14 protein-coding genes are annotated in these 15,138 nt (G+C 61.3%); 4 read left to right on the top strand and 10 right to left on the bottom strand.

The genetic code is table 11. The features are described 5' to 3' along the window. Positions 1-4 precede the first annotated feature (4 nt). The 8 genes from MHM85_RS09275 to MHM85_RS09240 form a co-directional block, all read right to left on the bottom strand. Positions 5-742 (bottom strand): HAD family hydrolase, encoded by a 738-nt coding sequence (locus MHM85_RS09275; protein ID WP_139526049.1) that lies wholly within the window; start codon positions 740-742, stop codon positions 5-7. Then, positions 739-1,653, bottom strand: a complete 915-nt coding sequence (locus MHM85_RS09270; RefSeq protein WP_219862238.1) for a tyrosine recombinase XerC — start codon at positions 1,651-1,653, stop codon at positions 739-741. The genes MHM85_RS09275 and MHM85_RS09270 overlap by 4 nt, the downstream gene beginning before the upstream one ends. Continuing rightward, positions 1,646-2,371 (bottom strand): DUF484 family protein, encoded by a 726-nt coding sequence (locus MHM85_RS09265; protein WP_139526051.1) that lies wholly within the window; start codon positions 2,369-2,371, stop codon positions 1,646-1,648. Before MHM85_RS09265 ends, MHM85_RS09270 begins: the two co-directional genes overlap by 8 nt. A 16-nt stretch (positions 2,372-2,387) precedes the next feature. Beyond that, positions 2,388-3,221, bottom strand: a complete 834-nt coding sequence (gene dapF / locus MHM85_RS09260) for a diaminopimelate epimerase (protein WP_219862240.1) — start codon at positions 3,219-3,221, stop codon at positions 2,388-2,390. Beyond that, positions 3,221-4,492: a diaminopimelate decarboxylase gene (gene lysA / locus MHM85_RS09255; protein ID WP_219862242.1), complete on the bottom strand. Its 1,272-nt coding sequence runs from the start codon at positions 4,490-4,492 to the stop codon at positions 3,221-3,223. The genes dapF and lysA overlap by 1 nt, the downstream gene beginning before the upstream one ends. Next, on the bottom strand, positions 4,492-4,620 hold the full coding sequence (locus MHM85_RS09250) for a lipoprotein (RefSeq protein ID WP_139526054.1): 129 nt from the start codon (positions 4,618-4,620) through the stop codon (positions 4,492-4,494). The genes lysA and MHM85_RS09250 overlap by 1 nt, the downstream gene beginning before the upstream one ends. Next, positions 4,617-6,020, bottom strand: coding sequence for an argininosuccinate lyase (argH, locus tag MHM85_RS09245; RefSeq protein ID WP_139526055.1), 1,404 nt, complete (start codon positions 6,018-6,020; stop codon positions 4,617-4,619). The genes MHM85_RS09250 and argH overlap by 4 nt, the downstream gene beginning before the upstream one ends. A gap of 97 nt (positions 6,021-6,117) precedes the next feature. Further along, complete coding sequence (locus tag MHM85_RS09240) at positions 6,118-8,565, bottom strand: EAL domain-containing protein (protein ID WP_219862244.1); 2,448 nt, start codon at positions 8,563-8,565, stop codon at positions 6,118-6,120. A gap of 137 nt (positions 8,566-8,702) precedes the next feature. On the opposite strand from MHM85_RS09240, the gene hemC reads away from it, so the two are divergent. From hemC to MHM85_RS09220, 4 genes are read left to right on the top strand one after another with little or no spacing between them, the layout of a single operon-like run. After that, positions 8,703-9,647, top strand: coding sequence for a hydroxymethylbilane synthase (gene hemC, locus MHM85_RS09235; RefSeq protein ID WP_139526057.1), 945 nt, complete (start codon positions 8,703-8,705; stop codon positions 9,645-9,647). Beyond that, positions 9,644-10,396: a uroporphyrinogen-III synthase gene (locus MHM85_RS09230; RefSeq protein ID WP_219862247.1), complete on the top strand. Its 753-nt coding sequence runs from the start codon at positions 9,644-9,646 to the stop codon at positions 10,394-10,396. The genes hemC and MHM85_RS09230 overlap by 4 nt, the downstream gene beginning before the upstream one ends. 43 nt (positions 10,397-10,439) lie before the next feature. Further along, positions 10,440-11,870, top strand: a complete 1,431-nt coding sequence (locus MHM85_RS09225) for a uroporphyrinogen-III C-methyltransferase (protein ID WP_239285778.1) — start codon at positions 10,440-10,442, stop codon at positions 11,868-11,870. Beyond that, entirely contained in the window at positions 11,867-13,129 is a 1,263-nt protein-coding gene (locus MHM85_RS09220) for a heme biosynthesis HemY N-terminal domain-containing protein (protein WP_139526059.1), read from the top strand. Before MHM85_RS09225 ends, MHM85_RS09220 begins: the two co-directional genes overlap by 4 nt. Before the next feature lie 78 nt (positions 13,130-13,207). On the opposite strand, the gene mscL is transcribed toward MHM85_RS09220, so the two are convergent. Continuing rightward, a complete protein-coding gene (gene mscL, locus MHM85_RS09215; protein ID WP_153843542.1) occupies positions 13,208-13,699 on the bottom strand; it encodes a large conductance mechanosensitive channel protein MscL in 492 nt (163 codons plus the stop codon). Between the two features lie 154 nt (positions 13,700-13,853). Beyond that, positions 13,854-15,038, bottom strand: a complete 1,185-nt coding sequence (gene pobA, locus MHM85_RS09210) for a 4-hydroxybenzoate 3-monooxygenase (protein ID WP_153843543.1) — start codon at positions 15,036-15,038, stop codon at positions 13,854-13,856. Positions 15,039-15,138: the final 100 nt, after the last annotated feature.

The raw sequence follows: 15,138 nt of genomic DNA, 5'->3' as shown, positions 1-15,138 counted from the left end.
GGGCCTAGGCTTGTCGCTCCAGCCATGCGATCAGCTCGGGTAACTCTTTGACGTGGGCAATACGATGTACCCGCTCGGGCAGCGCTTGGTCGCCGCGCTCGGCCACCCAAGCGGCGTGCATACCGAGCTGCTGAGCGGGAAGTACGTCTTCTTGCCAGGAGTCACCCACGTGCATGGCCCGTCTCGGCACGGTATTCAGGCGCTCCAACGCGGTGAGAAACGGCTTGGGATCCGGCTTCGGTGCCAGCAGCTCACCCGCTGCAATCGCCACTGGAAAGTGCGCCGCCAGCGGCTGACGTTTGAGGTGAATGTTACCGTTAGTAATCGCCGCGAGCCGATAGCGCTCGGCGAGCGCCGAGAGCAGCCCGGCCGCTTCAGGGTGCGGGGTGACCTGCACACGCAGACGGTGGAACTCGTTCATGGCGGCAGCGGCCCATAGTAGCGCGGCGCTACGTGCCAAGCCGCTCTCCTCCAACTGGGCCTCCAGCGCTCGCAGACGCAACCACGTGAAGTCGCCACGTCGTTCGGGCACCTGGTGGGCCCACTGCTGGCGACGCTTTAAATAGTCTTCTACCCCCTCCTCGTAGGTGAGTGGTAGCGGTGCCTCCTGACGCGCCGACCGCCACGCGGTGAGCGCTTCCAGCAACCAGCGGTAGTGCCCTTCCTCGGTTTTCAACATCACGCCCTGGTTGTCCCACAGGGTGTCGTCCAAATCAAAGGTGATGGCGTCTAACGTGATCATGATTCACTCCCACTGGGGCGGCGTTTGGCGCGGGGATGCGCGGCATCGTAGCTCTCGGCAAGATGCTGCCAATCCAGCCGCGTGTACACTTGGGTCGTCGATAGATTGGCGTGGCCCAACAGCTCCTGCACAGCGCGCAAGTCCTGGCTGGACTCCAACAGATGGCTGGCAAAAGAGTGGCGCAGGCGGTGGGGGTGAAGGTGTTCGGGGAGGCCGCGCATCACTGACAGTTGCGCCAAGCGTTTCTGAATCGCCCGATGGCCCAACCGCTGCCCGCGCTGCCCGACGAACAGTGCCGTTTCAGCACTGTCTACCCAACTGGCCCGGCAGGCGAGCCACGCGGTGAGCGCCTGCTGGGCACGCCGTCCCACCGGCACTTGGCGAGGCTTACTGCCTTTACCCCTCACCCGCACATGGTTGGCCGCCAAGTGATTCACGTCCAGCGCCGCGAGCTCTGCTAAACGCAGACCGCTGGAGTAGAAAAGCTCCAACATGGCCTGGTCACGAAGCGAGAGCGGCGAGCCGTCGTGAGGAGTGTCCAGAAAGCGCGACAGCGCGTCTACGTCCAACGGTTTGGGCAGGTGGCTGGGCTGCTTGGGGGTGCGCAACAGTTGAATCGGGTTATCCACCAGCACATGGCGTTCTACCAAGGCATCGGCGAAACGCGACAGTGCCGCGCGACGGCGGGCCAGCGTTCGGGGCGCCAGCCCCCGGCTACGCTCGGTACCGAGGAAAGCTCTTGCCAGCGTCGTGTCCAGCGCGCTGGCCTGAGTCACGCCGCGCTGGTCAGCAAACTGACAAAACGCCGCCAGATCCTGGCGGTAGGCTGCCACCGTTGCGGGACTGGCGTGAGTCGCCAGTTGCGCTAGGTACTCTTCAACGGCGTTTGTCAGCGTCGCTTGGCTAGCCATGCTGCTCCACGCCGTGGGGGCCTAATCGCAGCAGCAGGCGCGCGACGATATCGCCCAGGTACTCGGTAAATAGCGTATCCATGCTGGCGCGATAGCTGTCGGGGTCGGGGCTTGCAAGCAGCAAATAGCCTAGCTGCTCTCCGGCCGAGAGTCGCGTGATGGCACAGGAGCCCGCCTTGCGGGGCGCTTTGGTATGGGGCAGCAGACACTTCCAGTCGCTGACGCTTAGCTTGGCGCAGCGGCTGGTTCGACCATCCAGCAGCGCTGCCAAGCGGGCGCTGGCGTGCTGATCCAGCACGTGGCGCGGTGGCTGAGGCGGCGCCGGTTCCGCATCGCTCAACGAGGCGGGGCACCACAACGCCATCGCGGGGGTTTGAAAACGCTCGCTCAACTGCGTCGCCAGCGCTTGAGCGAGGGCATCGCGGTCTTCCGCTTCGACCAAGCTGAGCAGCGTCTCCCGCAGTCGGCGGTACTGCGACTCGTTGTGCCGCGCGGTTTCCAACAAATGCTCAAGCCGCCCTTCCGCCGTTTCGGCGCGCTGGCGAAGGTCGATCACCAGACGCTCTAATAGCGATACGGCGCCTTCGATATGCGGATGCGGCACTTTGAGTTGCTGCAGCAGCCCTTCACGACCAATGAAAAAATCGGGGTGTCGGGCCAGCCAAAACGCTACTTGATCCGGATCGAGCGTTTTACGCGGCTCAGGAGCTTGAGACATCGCCGTTCTCCTCGCATTAGTTGAGTGATACCCGACCGTCAAACACCCGCGTGGCGGGGCCCACCATGACCAGCGACGCCTCAGGGTCCGGCCACTCGATGCTGAGTTGCCCGCCGGGCAAATGCACTTTCACCGGACTCTTCAAAAGACCCTGACGAATACCGCTGGCCACCGCCGCACAGGCACCGGTGCCGCAGGCCAGGGTTTCACCGCTGCCTCGTTCGAATACCCGCAGGCGAATTTCGCTGGGCGAGACCACCTGCATGAAGCCCACGTTGACCCGGTTGGGAAAGCGCGGGTGCGCCTCCAACAGTGGCCCCAGGCGCTCCACCGGCGCGCTATCGACGTTCTCGACCTGGAGAACCGCATGGGGGTTGCCCATGGACACCACACCAATCTGCAGCGTCTCACCGTCGGCTTCCAGCTCGTGCAGCGGCTGGTCACCCGGCGTCTCGAAAGGCAGCGCGGTTGGGTTGAAGCGCGGCCTGCCCATGTCCACGCGTACCATGCCGTCGTGCTGTACGTGGAGCACCAGCGGGCCTCCGGCGGTTTCCACGTGGATGTCATGCTTATGGGTCAAGCGCTGGTCGCGCACGAAGCGGGCAAAGCAGCGCGCGCCGTTGCCACAGTTCTCCACTTCGCTACCGTCGGCGTTGTAGATACGGTAGCGAAAATCCATGTCCGGATCGCGGGGCGGCTCGACGATCAGCAGCTGGTCGAAGCCAATGCCGAAGCGTCGGTCCGCCAGCTGGCGAATCTGCTCGTCGCGCAGGCGCGCCCGCTGGGTGACCAGATCCACCACCATGAAGTCGTTGCCCAAGCCGTGCATTTTAGTGAAGTGCAGCAGCATCAGCGCGCTCCTTCGGGCAGCAGCGCCTCGCCGGCCCACAGGCTTTCCAGCGCTTCCCGAGCGCGCACCACGTGAAAGGTATCACCATCCACCATCACTTCGGGGGGACGGGGACGGCTATTGTAATTGGATGCCATGACGAAGCCGTAAGCACCGGCGGAGCGCACCGCCAACAGATCGCCCTCGGCAATCGCCAGCTCGCGCTCCTTGCCCAGGAAGTCGCCCGTTTCGCACACCGGCCCTACCACGTCGTAGGTGGCGGTGTCCCGTGCTTGGCGGGTGTCCACCGGCACGATCGCCTGCCACGCCTGGTACAGCGCTGGGCGAATCAAGTCGTTCATGGCCGCATCGACGATGGCAAAGTTCTTGGTCTCGCCAGGTTTCAAAAACTCGACGCGGGTGAGCATCAGCCCAGCGTTGGCGGCGATGGAGCGGCCCGGCTCGAACAGCAGCGTCAACGTTTCACCGCCTTCCCAGCGGGAGAGGCGCGCCAACAGCTGGCTGGCGTAGTCGAACGGCTGGGGTGGCTTCTCGTCGCGGTAGGGCACGCCCAGGCCACCGCCTAAATCGAGGTGGTCGATCTCGATGCCGTGCTCGCGCAGGCGCTCCATGAGCACCAGCAGGCGCTCCAGGGCATCCAGGAACGGCGCAGTTTCGGTGAGCTGTGAACCGATGTGGCAATCCAGTCCCGTCACCCGCAGGTTGGGCAGGCTAGCGGCCAACTGGTACACCTCCAACGCGTCGTCGACGGGAATGCCGAACTTGTTGTCCTTCAAACCGGTGGAGATGTACGGGTGGGTGCCCGCGTCCACGTCGGGATTGACGCGCAGGGATACCGAGGCGACTTGGCCCAGCTCCCCTGCCACGGCGTTCAAGCGCTCGAGCTCGGGGCGCGACTCGACGTTGAAGCACTTGATGCCGACCTCCAGCGCCCGCGCCATTTCCTGGGGCTGCTTGGCGACCCCGGAAAACACGACTTTGCTGGGGTCACCACCGGCTTTTAGCACCCGTTCCAGCTCGCCCACGGAGACGATATCGAAACCGGCGCCTAGGCGGGCCAGCAGGCCCAGCACGGCTAGGTTGGAGTTGGCTTTCACCGCGTAGCAGATCAGGTGCGGATGGCCGCCCAGCGCTTCGGTGTAAGCGCGAAAGTGGCGCTCCAACGTCGCTTTGGAGTATACGTAGCAGGGCGTGCCCAGCTTGTCCGCCAGTTGCGTTAGCGGAACGTCTTCGGCGTAGAGCACGCCGTCGCGGTATTTAAAGTGATCCATTACCCCTCCTGCTCGGCGGCCGAATCGGATGTGTCGTCAGGCAAATAGAGCGGCCCTTTCTGGCCACAGCCGACGAGTAGCAGCGAGGCCAGCAGCAGCGCGCCGAGTGTGATCGTATAGCGCTTCATGACGTCCCCTTGAGCGCCGCCAGCGCTTCACGGGCACGGCTTGCGGCCGCGCGTACTTGGTCGGGGGCCGTGCCACCAATGTGGTTACGGGCCGCCACCGAACCTTCCAGGGTCAGCACCTCGAACACGTCCTGCTCGATGGTATCGGAGAACTGCTGAAGCTCTTCCAGGCTCATTTCTGAGAGGTCTTTCTTGGTTTTTAGACCGTAGGCGACGGACAGCCCCACGATCTCGTGAGCATCGCGGAACGCGACGCCTTTACGTACCAGATAATCCGCCAGATCGGTCGCGGTGGAGAAGCCGCGACGCGCCGCTTCGTACATGCTCTCTTTCTTGGGCTCGATGGCGGGCACCATGTCCGCAAAGGCTTTCAGACAGTCGCGCACGGTGTCGACGGCGTCGAACAGCGGCTCTTTGTCTTCCTGGTTGTCCTTGTTGTAGGCCAACGGCTGCGATTTCATTAGCGTCAGCAGCGCCATCAGGTGGCCATAGACACGCCCGGTTTTACCGCGCACCAGCTCGGGCACGTCGGGATTCTTCTTCTGCGGCATGATGGAGGAACCGGTGCAGAAGCGGTCGGGCAGGTCGATGAAGTCGAACTGGGCGCTGGTCCACAGCACCAGCTCTTCGCTCATGCGGGAGAGATGCATCAGCAAGATACTGGCAAAACTGGTGAATTCGATGGCGAAATCGCGATCCGACACCGCATCCAGCGAGTTTTCCGCCGGGCGGTCGAAGCCGAGCAGGTCCGCGGTGACGTGGCGGTCGATGGGGTAAGTCGTGCCCGCCAGGGCCGCGGCGCCCAGCGGCATCACGTTTACGCGCTTACGACAGTCCAAAAGCCGCTCATGGTCGCGGGCCAGCATTTCCTGCCACGCCAGCAGATGATGGCCGAAGGTGACCGGCTGCGCGGTTTGCAGGTGGGTGAAGCCTGGCATGATGGTGTCGGCTTCGCGCTCGGCCAGTTCGATCATGCCGTCGCGCAGGCGTGTCAGCTCCGCTTCGATCACGTCGATCTCATCGCGCATGAACAGACGAATGTCGGTGGCCACCTGGTCGTTGCGCGAGCGTCCGGTGTGCAGCTTCTTGCCGGTAATGCCGATTTTGTCGGTCAGGCGTGCTTCGATGTTCATGTGCACGTCTTCCAGCGGCACCGACCAGTCGAACTCGCCGCGTTCGATCTCGCCCTGGATCTCGGTCAAACCGTTGATGATCGCATCGCGCTCGTCGTCGGTGAGCACGCCTACCCGCGCCAGCATGGTGGCATGGGCGATCGAGCCCTGAATATCCTGGCGCGCTAGGCGCTGATCAAACGTCACGGACGCGGTGAAACGCGCAACAAAGGCATCGGTGGGCTCGCTGAAGCGACCGCCCCAAGACTGGTTCGTAGCTTGGCTCATCGGAGAGATATCCTGCTGACAAATCTAATGGAGTCGTTAAAAGAAAGTGTACCAGAGTCACCGCCTGGAACGGCATGCCGTTTTGCAGCCGTCACGCTCAGGAGATGGGATCAGCGGCGCTGGCCGTGGCGGCGGATGGCGAGTCCAAGAAGTGCTTGAGCACGCTCAACGCCATTGGGCGAGCGAAGTAGTAGCCTTGGAAGTGATCGCACTGCAGCATGCGCAGATGATGAAACTGCTCGGCCGTTTCGACACCTTCGATGAGGACTTCTAGTCCCAACTTGTCGGCCATGGTGACGACCCCCTCGACGATGGCCGCATCACGGGAGTCGGTCGCCACGTCGCGTACGAACGAGCGGTCGACCTTCAATTTGTTGATGGGCAACCGTTTCAGGTAGCTCAGGCTGGAAAAGCCGGTGCCGAAGTCATCGAGGGCGATATGCACACCGAGCTGGCGCAGTGCTTTGAGCGCTTGAATGGTGTGCTCGGCGCTATCCATGAGCACGCCCTCGGTCAGTTCAAGCTCCAGCAAGGCCGGTGGCAAACCGCTGCGCGCCAACACGTTCTTCACCGAGTCCAAAAAGCCGGGACGCTGAAACTGCATGGGCGAGACGTTGATCGCCATGGTCATGGGCGTCGCACTCTGCGCATTGAGCACCATCGCATCGCGACAGGCCGTCTCTAGCACCCACTCGCTGATTGGAATGATTTGACCGGTATCCTCGGCCAGCGAAATGAACTGCCCCGGCGGGATGTTGCCACGCTCGGGGTGGCGCCAACGAATGAGCGCTTCGACCCCGGCGACTCGACCGCTGTGATGAATTTGCGGCTGATAGTGTAGTTCGAACTGCTGCTGTTCGATGGCCTGCTGCAGCGCATGGCGTAAGCTCACCCGCTCGGTGACCTTGCGATTGAGCTCGTCGGTATACCACTGGAAGGTGTTACGCCCTCGCCGCTTGGCCTTGTACATGGCCAGGTCGGCCTGCTGGATCAGCTGGCGCGGCGCTCGAATCGTGCCGTCGTCGGTGGCGATACCGATACTGGCGGTAATGCGCAGCTCGCTGCCGCGATACCAGTAGGGAGCAGACACCCGCGTCAGCAGCCGCTCGACGACCTGTAGCACGTCATCCTCTTGCGCCAAGTCCGGGAGCAAGACGATGAATTCGTCGCCACCAAAGCGCGCCACGGTGTCCCAAGGCCGCAGCTCTTCTTCTAGGCGCTTGGCCACTTCGCGCAGGATAAAGTCACCGACCTCATGGCCAAGAGTGTCGTTGATGGGTTTGAAGTCATCCAGATCGATGAACAGTACGGCCAAATAGCGATGATAGCGTCTGGCGAGCAGGCACCCTTGGGCCAAGCGCTGATCGAGCATGAGCCGATTGGGCAGCCCCGTCAGCGCGTCGTGATTGGCGTTATGGCTGAGTTGAGCCTGGTACTCACGCTGGGCGGTGATGTCGTTTTGCGCGCCAATGAAGTGCGTCACCACGCCCTCTTCGTCGCGCACTGGCGAAATATAAAGATCGTTCCAGAACGGTTCGCCACTGCGACGGTAGTTGCGAATCACCACATGCACATCGCGCTGCGCTTCGATGCCTTTGCGAAGCTGCGCCAGGGTGGCGGGATCGGTGTCGACGCCCTGTAAGAAGCGGCAGTTGCGGCCCAGCACATCGTCACGCGAGTAGCCGGTAATGCGCTCGAAAGCGGCATTGACGTAGACCATGGGCAAATCGGGGCGCTGGGCATCCACGATCACCACGCCGTTGGTGCTGGACTCGACGCTGCGCTCCAGCAAGGTGAGCTGCCGCTCGGTGTCTTTACGTTCGGTGATGTCTTGAGTCGAGCCCTGCACCTGAATGATCTGGCCCAGCTCGTCACGCACCGCGCGGCCAATCACGCGCACCCAACGTCGCCGCCCGTCTCGGGTTACGATTTCGAGCTCTTCGTCAAAGCTCACGCCCTGCTCGCAGCAAGCAGTAAAGACGGAACGAATACGCGGCTGCACACGAGGCGTGTAGAAGCCGAGCGCTTCGTCGAGGGTGGGTTGGTGCCCCACCGGCATGTCGTGCAGACGGCACACTTCTTCGGACCATATGGGTAGCCCTACGGCCAGGTCCATGTACCAGCCCCCGATATGGGCCGTTTCACCGGCAATGCGAAACAACCGCTGGTTGCGCCTCAACTGCTTTTCGACCGCTTTTCGCCGCGTAACGTCCCGTGCGATGACATAAATGACTTGGTCGCCGCTGGAGGCCGATACCTCAAGCCAAATACGCTGGCCCTCGACCGTCCGCGCGCATACGTCGAAGGTATTTACCTTCTCACCACGGCACAAGCTCGCTAGTGCCGCTTCGATCACGGGATGATCGCGTGGCTCGACGACGACACCACAGGGCTTACCCAATAGCGCATGTGCCGGGTAACCGAGCAACGACTCGAAGGTAGGATTGACGCTCAGCAGCGTGCCCGAAAAGTCAATGCAGCAGAGCAAATCCTGCGATAACAGGAAGAATTGGTCTAGCTTGCCTTGCGGTTCGACAGAGGGCATGGCGTTTCCTAGCAGGCGTTAAACGCGGTCAGCGCTGGCCCTAAATATGGCCGGTTATTTTTACTGTGTGGCTGGGTGCTTTATGATGAGAATTATCACAGTTCGACGCGCCGTGTCAGCGGCAAAGGGAGAATCAGGTGTCATCCATCACTAAATTGCGCATTGCCACACGTAAAAGTCAGTTGGCCATGTGGCAGGCCGAGTACGTCCGCGACCGCTTGATGGCGGCCCATAGCGGACTGGACGTCGAGCTTGTCCCCCTCTCCACCAAAGGCGACAAAATCCTCGATACGCCCCTTTCCAAAATTGGTGGCAAAGGGCTATTCGTCAAGGAGCTCGAAGACGCCATGCTGGATGGTCGCGCCGATATTGCCGTGCACTCCATGAAAGACGTACCCATGCACTTCCCCGAAGGCTTGGGGCTATCGGTGATTTTAGAGGGGGCAGACCCCACCGATGCGTTCGTGTCTAACCACTATAACAGCATCGACGAGCTGCCCGAAGGTGCGCGCATCGGTACCGCCAGCCTACGTCGTGGCCTACAAATGCGTGAAGCCCGTCCGGACCTGCAAATCCTCAACCTGCGCGGCAACGTCCAGACTCGCCTTGGTAAGCTCGACGATGGCGAGTTCGACGCTATCATTCTGGCCACCTCTGGCCTGCAGCGCCTGGGGCTCGACGCGCGAATCGCCCAAGCACTGCCCCCCGAAATCTGCCTGCCCGCCTGCGGCCAGGGCGCACTAGGCATTGAATGTCGCTTGCACGACCCCGAATTGATTGCGCTACTGGCCCCCTTGGACGATCAGGATACCGCCACCCGCGTGCGCGCCGAGCGCGCCATGAACACGCGCCTGGAAGGCGGCTGCCAAGTGCCGATAGCCGGACACGCCATTCTGGATAAAGGCAACGAAACGCTGTGGCTTCGAGGGCTTGTCGGCAACCCAGAAGGCACAGAAGTGCTGCGAGCCGAGGGGCGTGGCTCGATTCACGAGCCGGAAGCGCTCGGCATCCGAATTGCCGAAGAGCTTCTAGATCAAGGCGCTGGCGATATCTTGGCAGAGGTCTACGGTCGCCACGTATGAACCAACCGGTTCTGATTTGCCGCCCAGGAGAGCGTGGACAAACCCTGGCGGATGCCCTGCGCGAACGCCACGACTGGGTAGAGTCCCTTGACGTCATGCGCTTGGAGGCTTTGCCCGAAGCGGCGGCCCAACGCCAAATATGGTTGGATATCGATCAGTACCATAAGATAGTAGTGGTCAGCCCCTTTGCCGCACACTGTTTGAGCGAGGCATTGGATCGCTACTGGCCACAGCTGCCCGTTGGCATCGATTACTATAGCGTTGGGCGGGCCACTGCCAGCATACTGTCCGACCAGCTCGGGGTTAAGGTTCGTATACCCCCGCCCCATCGGGGTGAAGACACCAGTGAAGCGCTGCTCTCGTTGGCGTCGCTTCGCCAATTGGCGCACCAGCGGGTGCTGCTGGTGGCCGGTGAAGGCGGTCGCACGCTCATCGCCGACACGCTGACAGCACGCGGCGCCCAGGTGACGCGTCTAGCAGTCTATCGGCGTGTGTATCAACCGCCGCTCCCCGCCCTGCGCGAGCGCCTTCACGGTGGTGACTACCGGGCGCTCATCGTCACCAGCGGCGAACTGCTTGAATATCTGGCAAAATGGTGTGGTCCAGCAGCGTTGAACCAACCGCTAATCGTTTCCAGTCACCGTTTAGCTACACTGGCCGGTAAACTGGGTTTTTGTGACCTCAAGGTGGCGTCGGGAGCAACGCCGGCTGCGCTGGTGGCCGCGTTGGATCGGTCCTGCAACCCATAGGGTGCCGATGTCGATCAAGGAACTTAATAAGGGCTAGCGACAGATGAGCAAACAACCAAACGAGCAGGAAGGCGTCAACAATACGTCTGCCGATACATCCCAAGCGAACACGCCGTCGAGCGATACTGCGGCATCATCGTCGAAAAGCGAGTCGACTGCTAGCAGCGCCTCCTCGTCTTATGCGGCCAAAAATAGCCGTTCGCGCCGCCGCCATAAGAGTGGCAACAGTGCCTCTTCGGCACCGCAAACCGGCACGGCGAGCCATAACGGGCCGACGTCTGACTCGGCCAAAACGTCCGCCGCTAGCAACACCAAGGACACGAAAGAAACGAAGGACACTAAGGACGCCAAGAACAGCGCCGCCGACACCAAGCCAGCCGCTTCGTCGGGCAGTGCCGGTAAGCCAATCCCGCCCGCCTCTACAGCCGGTAGTGGCGGCAGCAAAGGCGGCGGTCTTGCCATCGCGTTGGTGATTATCCTGGCACTCGCCCTGGGCCTGATCACTTGGCAAGGCTGGCAGCGCCTGGATAGTCAGCAGCAGCGCCTGGACGAATTGGCCCAGCAAGCGCAAAACAGCGCTTCCCAGCAAGCGGTCAGCGAGCTTGAGTCACGGATCGAAGAGGGCGAAGCCGAACGAAGCCAAGCGCTGGAGAGTACCGTGAGCGAACTGCGCAGCGAGCTGGATAGCTATCGCAGCGACGTCAACAGCACGCTGGACGAGGTGCTGACGCAGCTCTCACAAGAGCAGGACACCGACGAGCGCGATTGGCTTCACGCCGAAGCGGCCTACTTGCTGCGTTTGGCGAATCAGCGCCTGCAGCTGGAGGGTGATGTGGAAGGTGCCGCCGCTCTGCTGCGCACCGCCGATGCCCGTCTGGCCGATGCCGATAACCCGGCGCTAACGCCCGTGCGTCGTGAAATTGCCAACGAGCTCGCCGCGCTGGACGCCGTTCCTCAAGTGGACCGCACAGGCATTTACTTAGCTCTGAATGCCCAGCAAGAGCGCGTAGCGGGTCTGCGCCTATCTCAAGAGATCGAAGAGCGCGCCGTGACGTCGAGCATTGAGCAGCCGCCTACCGGCACCTTCCAGCGCCAGCTCGCCCGCTTCGGTGAAGAGCTAAAAGATCTCGTGGTCATTCGCCAGCATGATGAAGCCCTGGAAGCGCTGATCACGCCGGAGCAGGAGTCCTACCTGCGCCAGAGCCTGCGCCTGATTCTCGAGCAGTCTCAGCTGGCGCTGCTCAAAGAGGAGCCCGAGCTGTACGAAGCGAGCATCGACAAAGCCCTGGAGCTGCTGAACGGCTACTACGACACCGAACGTGAAGAGACCCAGAGCGTCATAGCCCGCCTTCAAGAGCTGAAGCAGGCCGAAGTAAAGCCCGAGCTGCCGGATATCAGCGCCTCACAGCAAGCGCTGGCCAGCTTCATCGACAACCGTTTCGAGTCGCGTCGTCAGGATGGAGGTGATGCATGAGAAAACTCATCCTGCTGATCGTCGCGGGCCTTGCGGTTGGCGCGCTCTTTGGGCATCTGATGATGTCGGTGCCCGGTTACTGGCTGATTCGAGTGGGCGACACGTCGGTACAAACCTCGTTCTGGTTTGGGCTAGTGCTGCTACTGGGTGCCTTTATCGTCCTGCACTTCGCGCTGCGCCTGCTCACTGGCATCATTCGTCCGGTGGGCCGCTTCCGTACCTGGAATAGCCGTGCTCGCAACCGCCGCGCCATGAAACGTACCGTGCGTGGTTTGGTGGCACTTACCGAGGGCCGCTGGAAGAAAGCGGAGAAAACCTTGGTTCGCGCCGCGGACGACTCTAGCACGCCGCTCGTTAACTACCTCTCGGCAGCGTTGGCCGCGCACTACCAGGGCCATCATGAGAAGTCCCAAGAGCACCTGAACCAGGCCCAGTTGACTACCGACGGCGCGGATACCGCCATCGGCTTGATGCAGGCGCAGCTGATGATCGACCGTCAGCAGCCGGAAGAGGCGCTGGCCATCCTCAACCGCTTGGACAAGCAGCTCACCAATCATCCCCAGGTGCTGAAGCTGCTGAAACAGGTCCACCTTAGTGTCAACGACTGGGAGGGCCTGCGCCGCTTGATTCCACGCCTGGCGGCGCAAAAGCTGATTACGCAACAAGAGCGTGAACAGCTGGAGTTCAAGGCGTATCGTGAGCTGATCATCTTCGAAGCGCAAAACCCCACCAACATCGAACGGGTTCGCGGGCTGTGGGCCGATATGCCTGACTACCTGCGCGGCAATACCGAGCTGATCGTGCTCTACACCGAAGCACTGCTGCACGCCAACGAAGAGCCGATTGCCGAACGCCTGCTGAACCACTCGCTGGATCATCACTGGGATGCACGCTTGGTCAAACGCTACGGTTTGCTCAACGTGGACGCCGCACGTCAGCTCGCCAAGGCAGAGAAATGGCTGCAAGAGCGCCCCAACGACCCCGAACTGCTGCTCGCCTGTGGCCGCCTGTCGCTGCGTGTGGGCCAGTGGGAGAAAGCGCTGGAGTACTTCGAAGCCAGCCAGCGCCAGCGCCCCAACGGCGAAGTATGCGCCGAGCTTGCGCGCCTTTACGCAAGCCTAGGCGAGCATAACAAGAGCCAGCTCTACTATCGCCACAGCGTCGATATGCTGGCGAAATCATTGCCGTCGCTGCCACAGCCGAGCGATGCCAGTGATAGTAAGCAAACGGATAAGAAAGCGGCGAAAAAGACGGCTTAACGGCCCTCTTCAACGTCAAAAAGGGTGCCCATTGGGCACCCTTTTTGATGGCGACTCGCCAGGAGAGCTGACCGCGAATCACACGGATTCCATCGGTTTCTCTGGCGTCGCTACCTGTAGCTCAGAGGTGCAATGCCCGCAGCGAACGGCCTTGATCGGTACCACCATCAAACAGTAGGGGCACGGTTTTTCAGTCGGATCAGCGGGCGCCACCGCCTCTTCACGCTTCAAACGGTTGATGGTGCGCACCAGCAAGAACACCACGAACGCGACGATGGAGAAGCTCACCACCGCGTTAATGAACAATCCCACGTTCAGCGTCACCGCTCCCGCCGCCTGGGCGTCCGCCAAAGTGGCATAAGGGGCCTCCGCCACGCCCTCCCGTAACACGACAAACAGGTTCGAAAAATCGATACCGCCCACCAGTAAACCAATCAGGGGGTTCATGACGTCTTTGACAAGGCTTTGCACGATCAGCGTAAACGCTCCGCCAATGATGATGCCCACCGCCATGTCGATGACGTTGCCCTTGACGGCAAACTCGCGGAACTCCCGAAAAAACTTAGCCATACGCCCTCTCTCCTCACCCAGCTAATGAAACGCTCAAGGGCGACACTGCCCAGAAAGAAGAATGGGCCAAGGCCAACAGAGCGACAAGAGGCAGCGGTCAGATAAAAAACCCAAACCGTGGGGTTTGGGCAAGGAGGAAGAGCGCCAGCGTCGCTTATTCGAGCGATTCGTAAGGCAGCCCCACATAGTTTTCTGCGATGGTCGTCAGCCCTGCCGCTGAGCTGGTCACGTAGTCCAGTTCGGCCAGCTGCATGCGACTATTGAAATCCTCCTCATCGGAGAAGTTGTGCAGCATGGAGGTCATCCACCAGGAAAAACGCTCTGCTTTCCAGATACGCTTCAAACAGGTTTGCGAATAGCGCTCTATCAGATCGGTACGGCCTTCCTGATAGACCTTGACCAGTAAGCGATAGAGCGTATTCACATCGCTGGCGGCCAGATTGAGTCCCTTGGCGCCCGTGGGAGGCACGATATGGGCGGCATCGCCCACGAGGAATAGCCGCCCATACTGCATCGGTTCCACCACATAGCTACGCAGCGGCGCGATACTCTTCTCGATGGAGGGCCCTGTCACGAGCTTTTGCGCCACATCGTCCGGCAAGCGCCGCTTGAGTTCCTCCCAAAAACGCTCGTCCGACCAGTCTTCTACTTTTTCATCCAGCGGTACTTGCAGGTAGTAACGGCTGCGAGTGGCGGAGCGCATGCTGCATAGGCTAAAGCCACGCGCATGGCGCGCGTAGATCAGCTCATCGGACACCGGCGGCGTATCCGAGAGTAGCCCTAACCAGCCGAAGGGATACACCTTTTCGAACTCTTGGATGCGGCCCTGGGGAATCGCTTGGCGGGAGACGCCGTGGTAGCCATCGCAGCCCGCGATGTAGTCGCAGTCGAGCCTGACGGTTTTGCCTTGGTGCTCGAAGGTAAGGTACGGACTATCGCTCTCCAGATCGTGGGGCTGGACGTTTTCTGCCTCATAGAGCGTAGTCGCACCAGCGGCGGCGCGGGCCTCCATCAGATCCCGCGTGACCTCGGTTTGGCCATAGACCATGACCTTGCTGCCGCCGGTCAGCTCGTCCAGCGCAATGCGCACGCGGCGGTTATCGAACACGAGCTCGAAACCGTCGTGGGGCAGGCCCTCTTCATCCATGCGCCGGTCCACACCTGCTTCACGCAGGAGATCGACCATGCCCTGCTCGAGCACACCTGCGCGGATACGGCTCAACACATACTCACCGCTGCGACGCTCGACAATCACGTTATCGATACCTTGACGCTGGAGCAGTTGCCCCAGCAGTAGGCCTGACGGCCCGGCCCCAATAATGGCGACCTTCGTTTTCATAGGGATGCCTCGTCGTTGTCATTGTCAAAATCAGATAACTTGTATTTTTCAATGAAACACGTCGCTTAATAAGGCATGATCTAGATCAATTATTGGACAT

The organism is Halomonas sp. McD50-4, assembly GCF_022348135.1.
GTDB classification, from domain to species: Bacteria; Pseudomonadota; Gammaproteobacteria; order Pseudomonadales; family Halomonadaceae; genus Vreelandella; species Vreelandella piezotolerans.
Note: the sequence above shows the minus strand (reverse complement) of the source record. Positions and strands in the feature narration are given on the sequence as shown.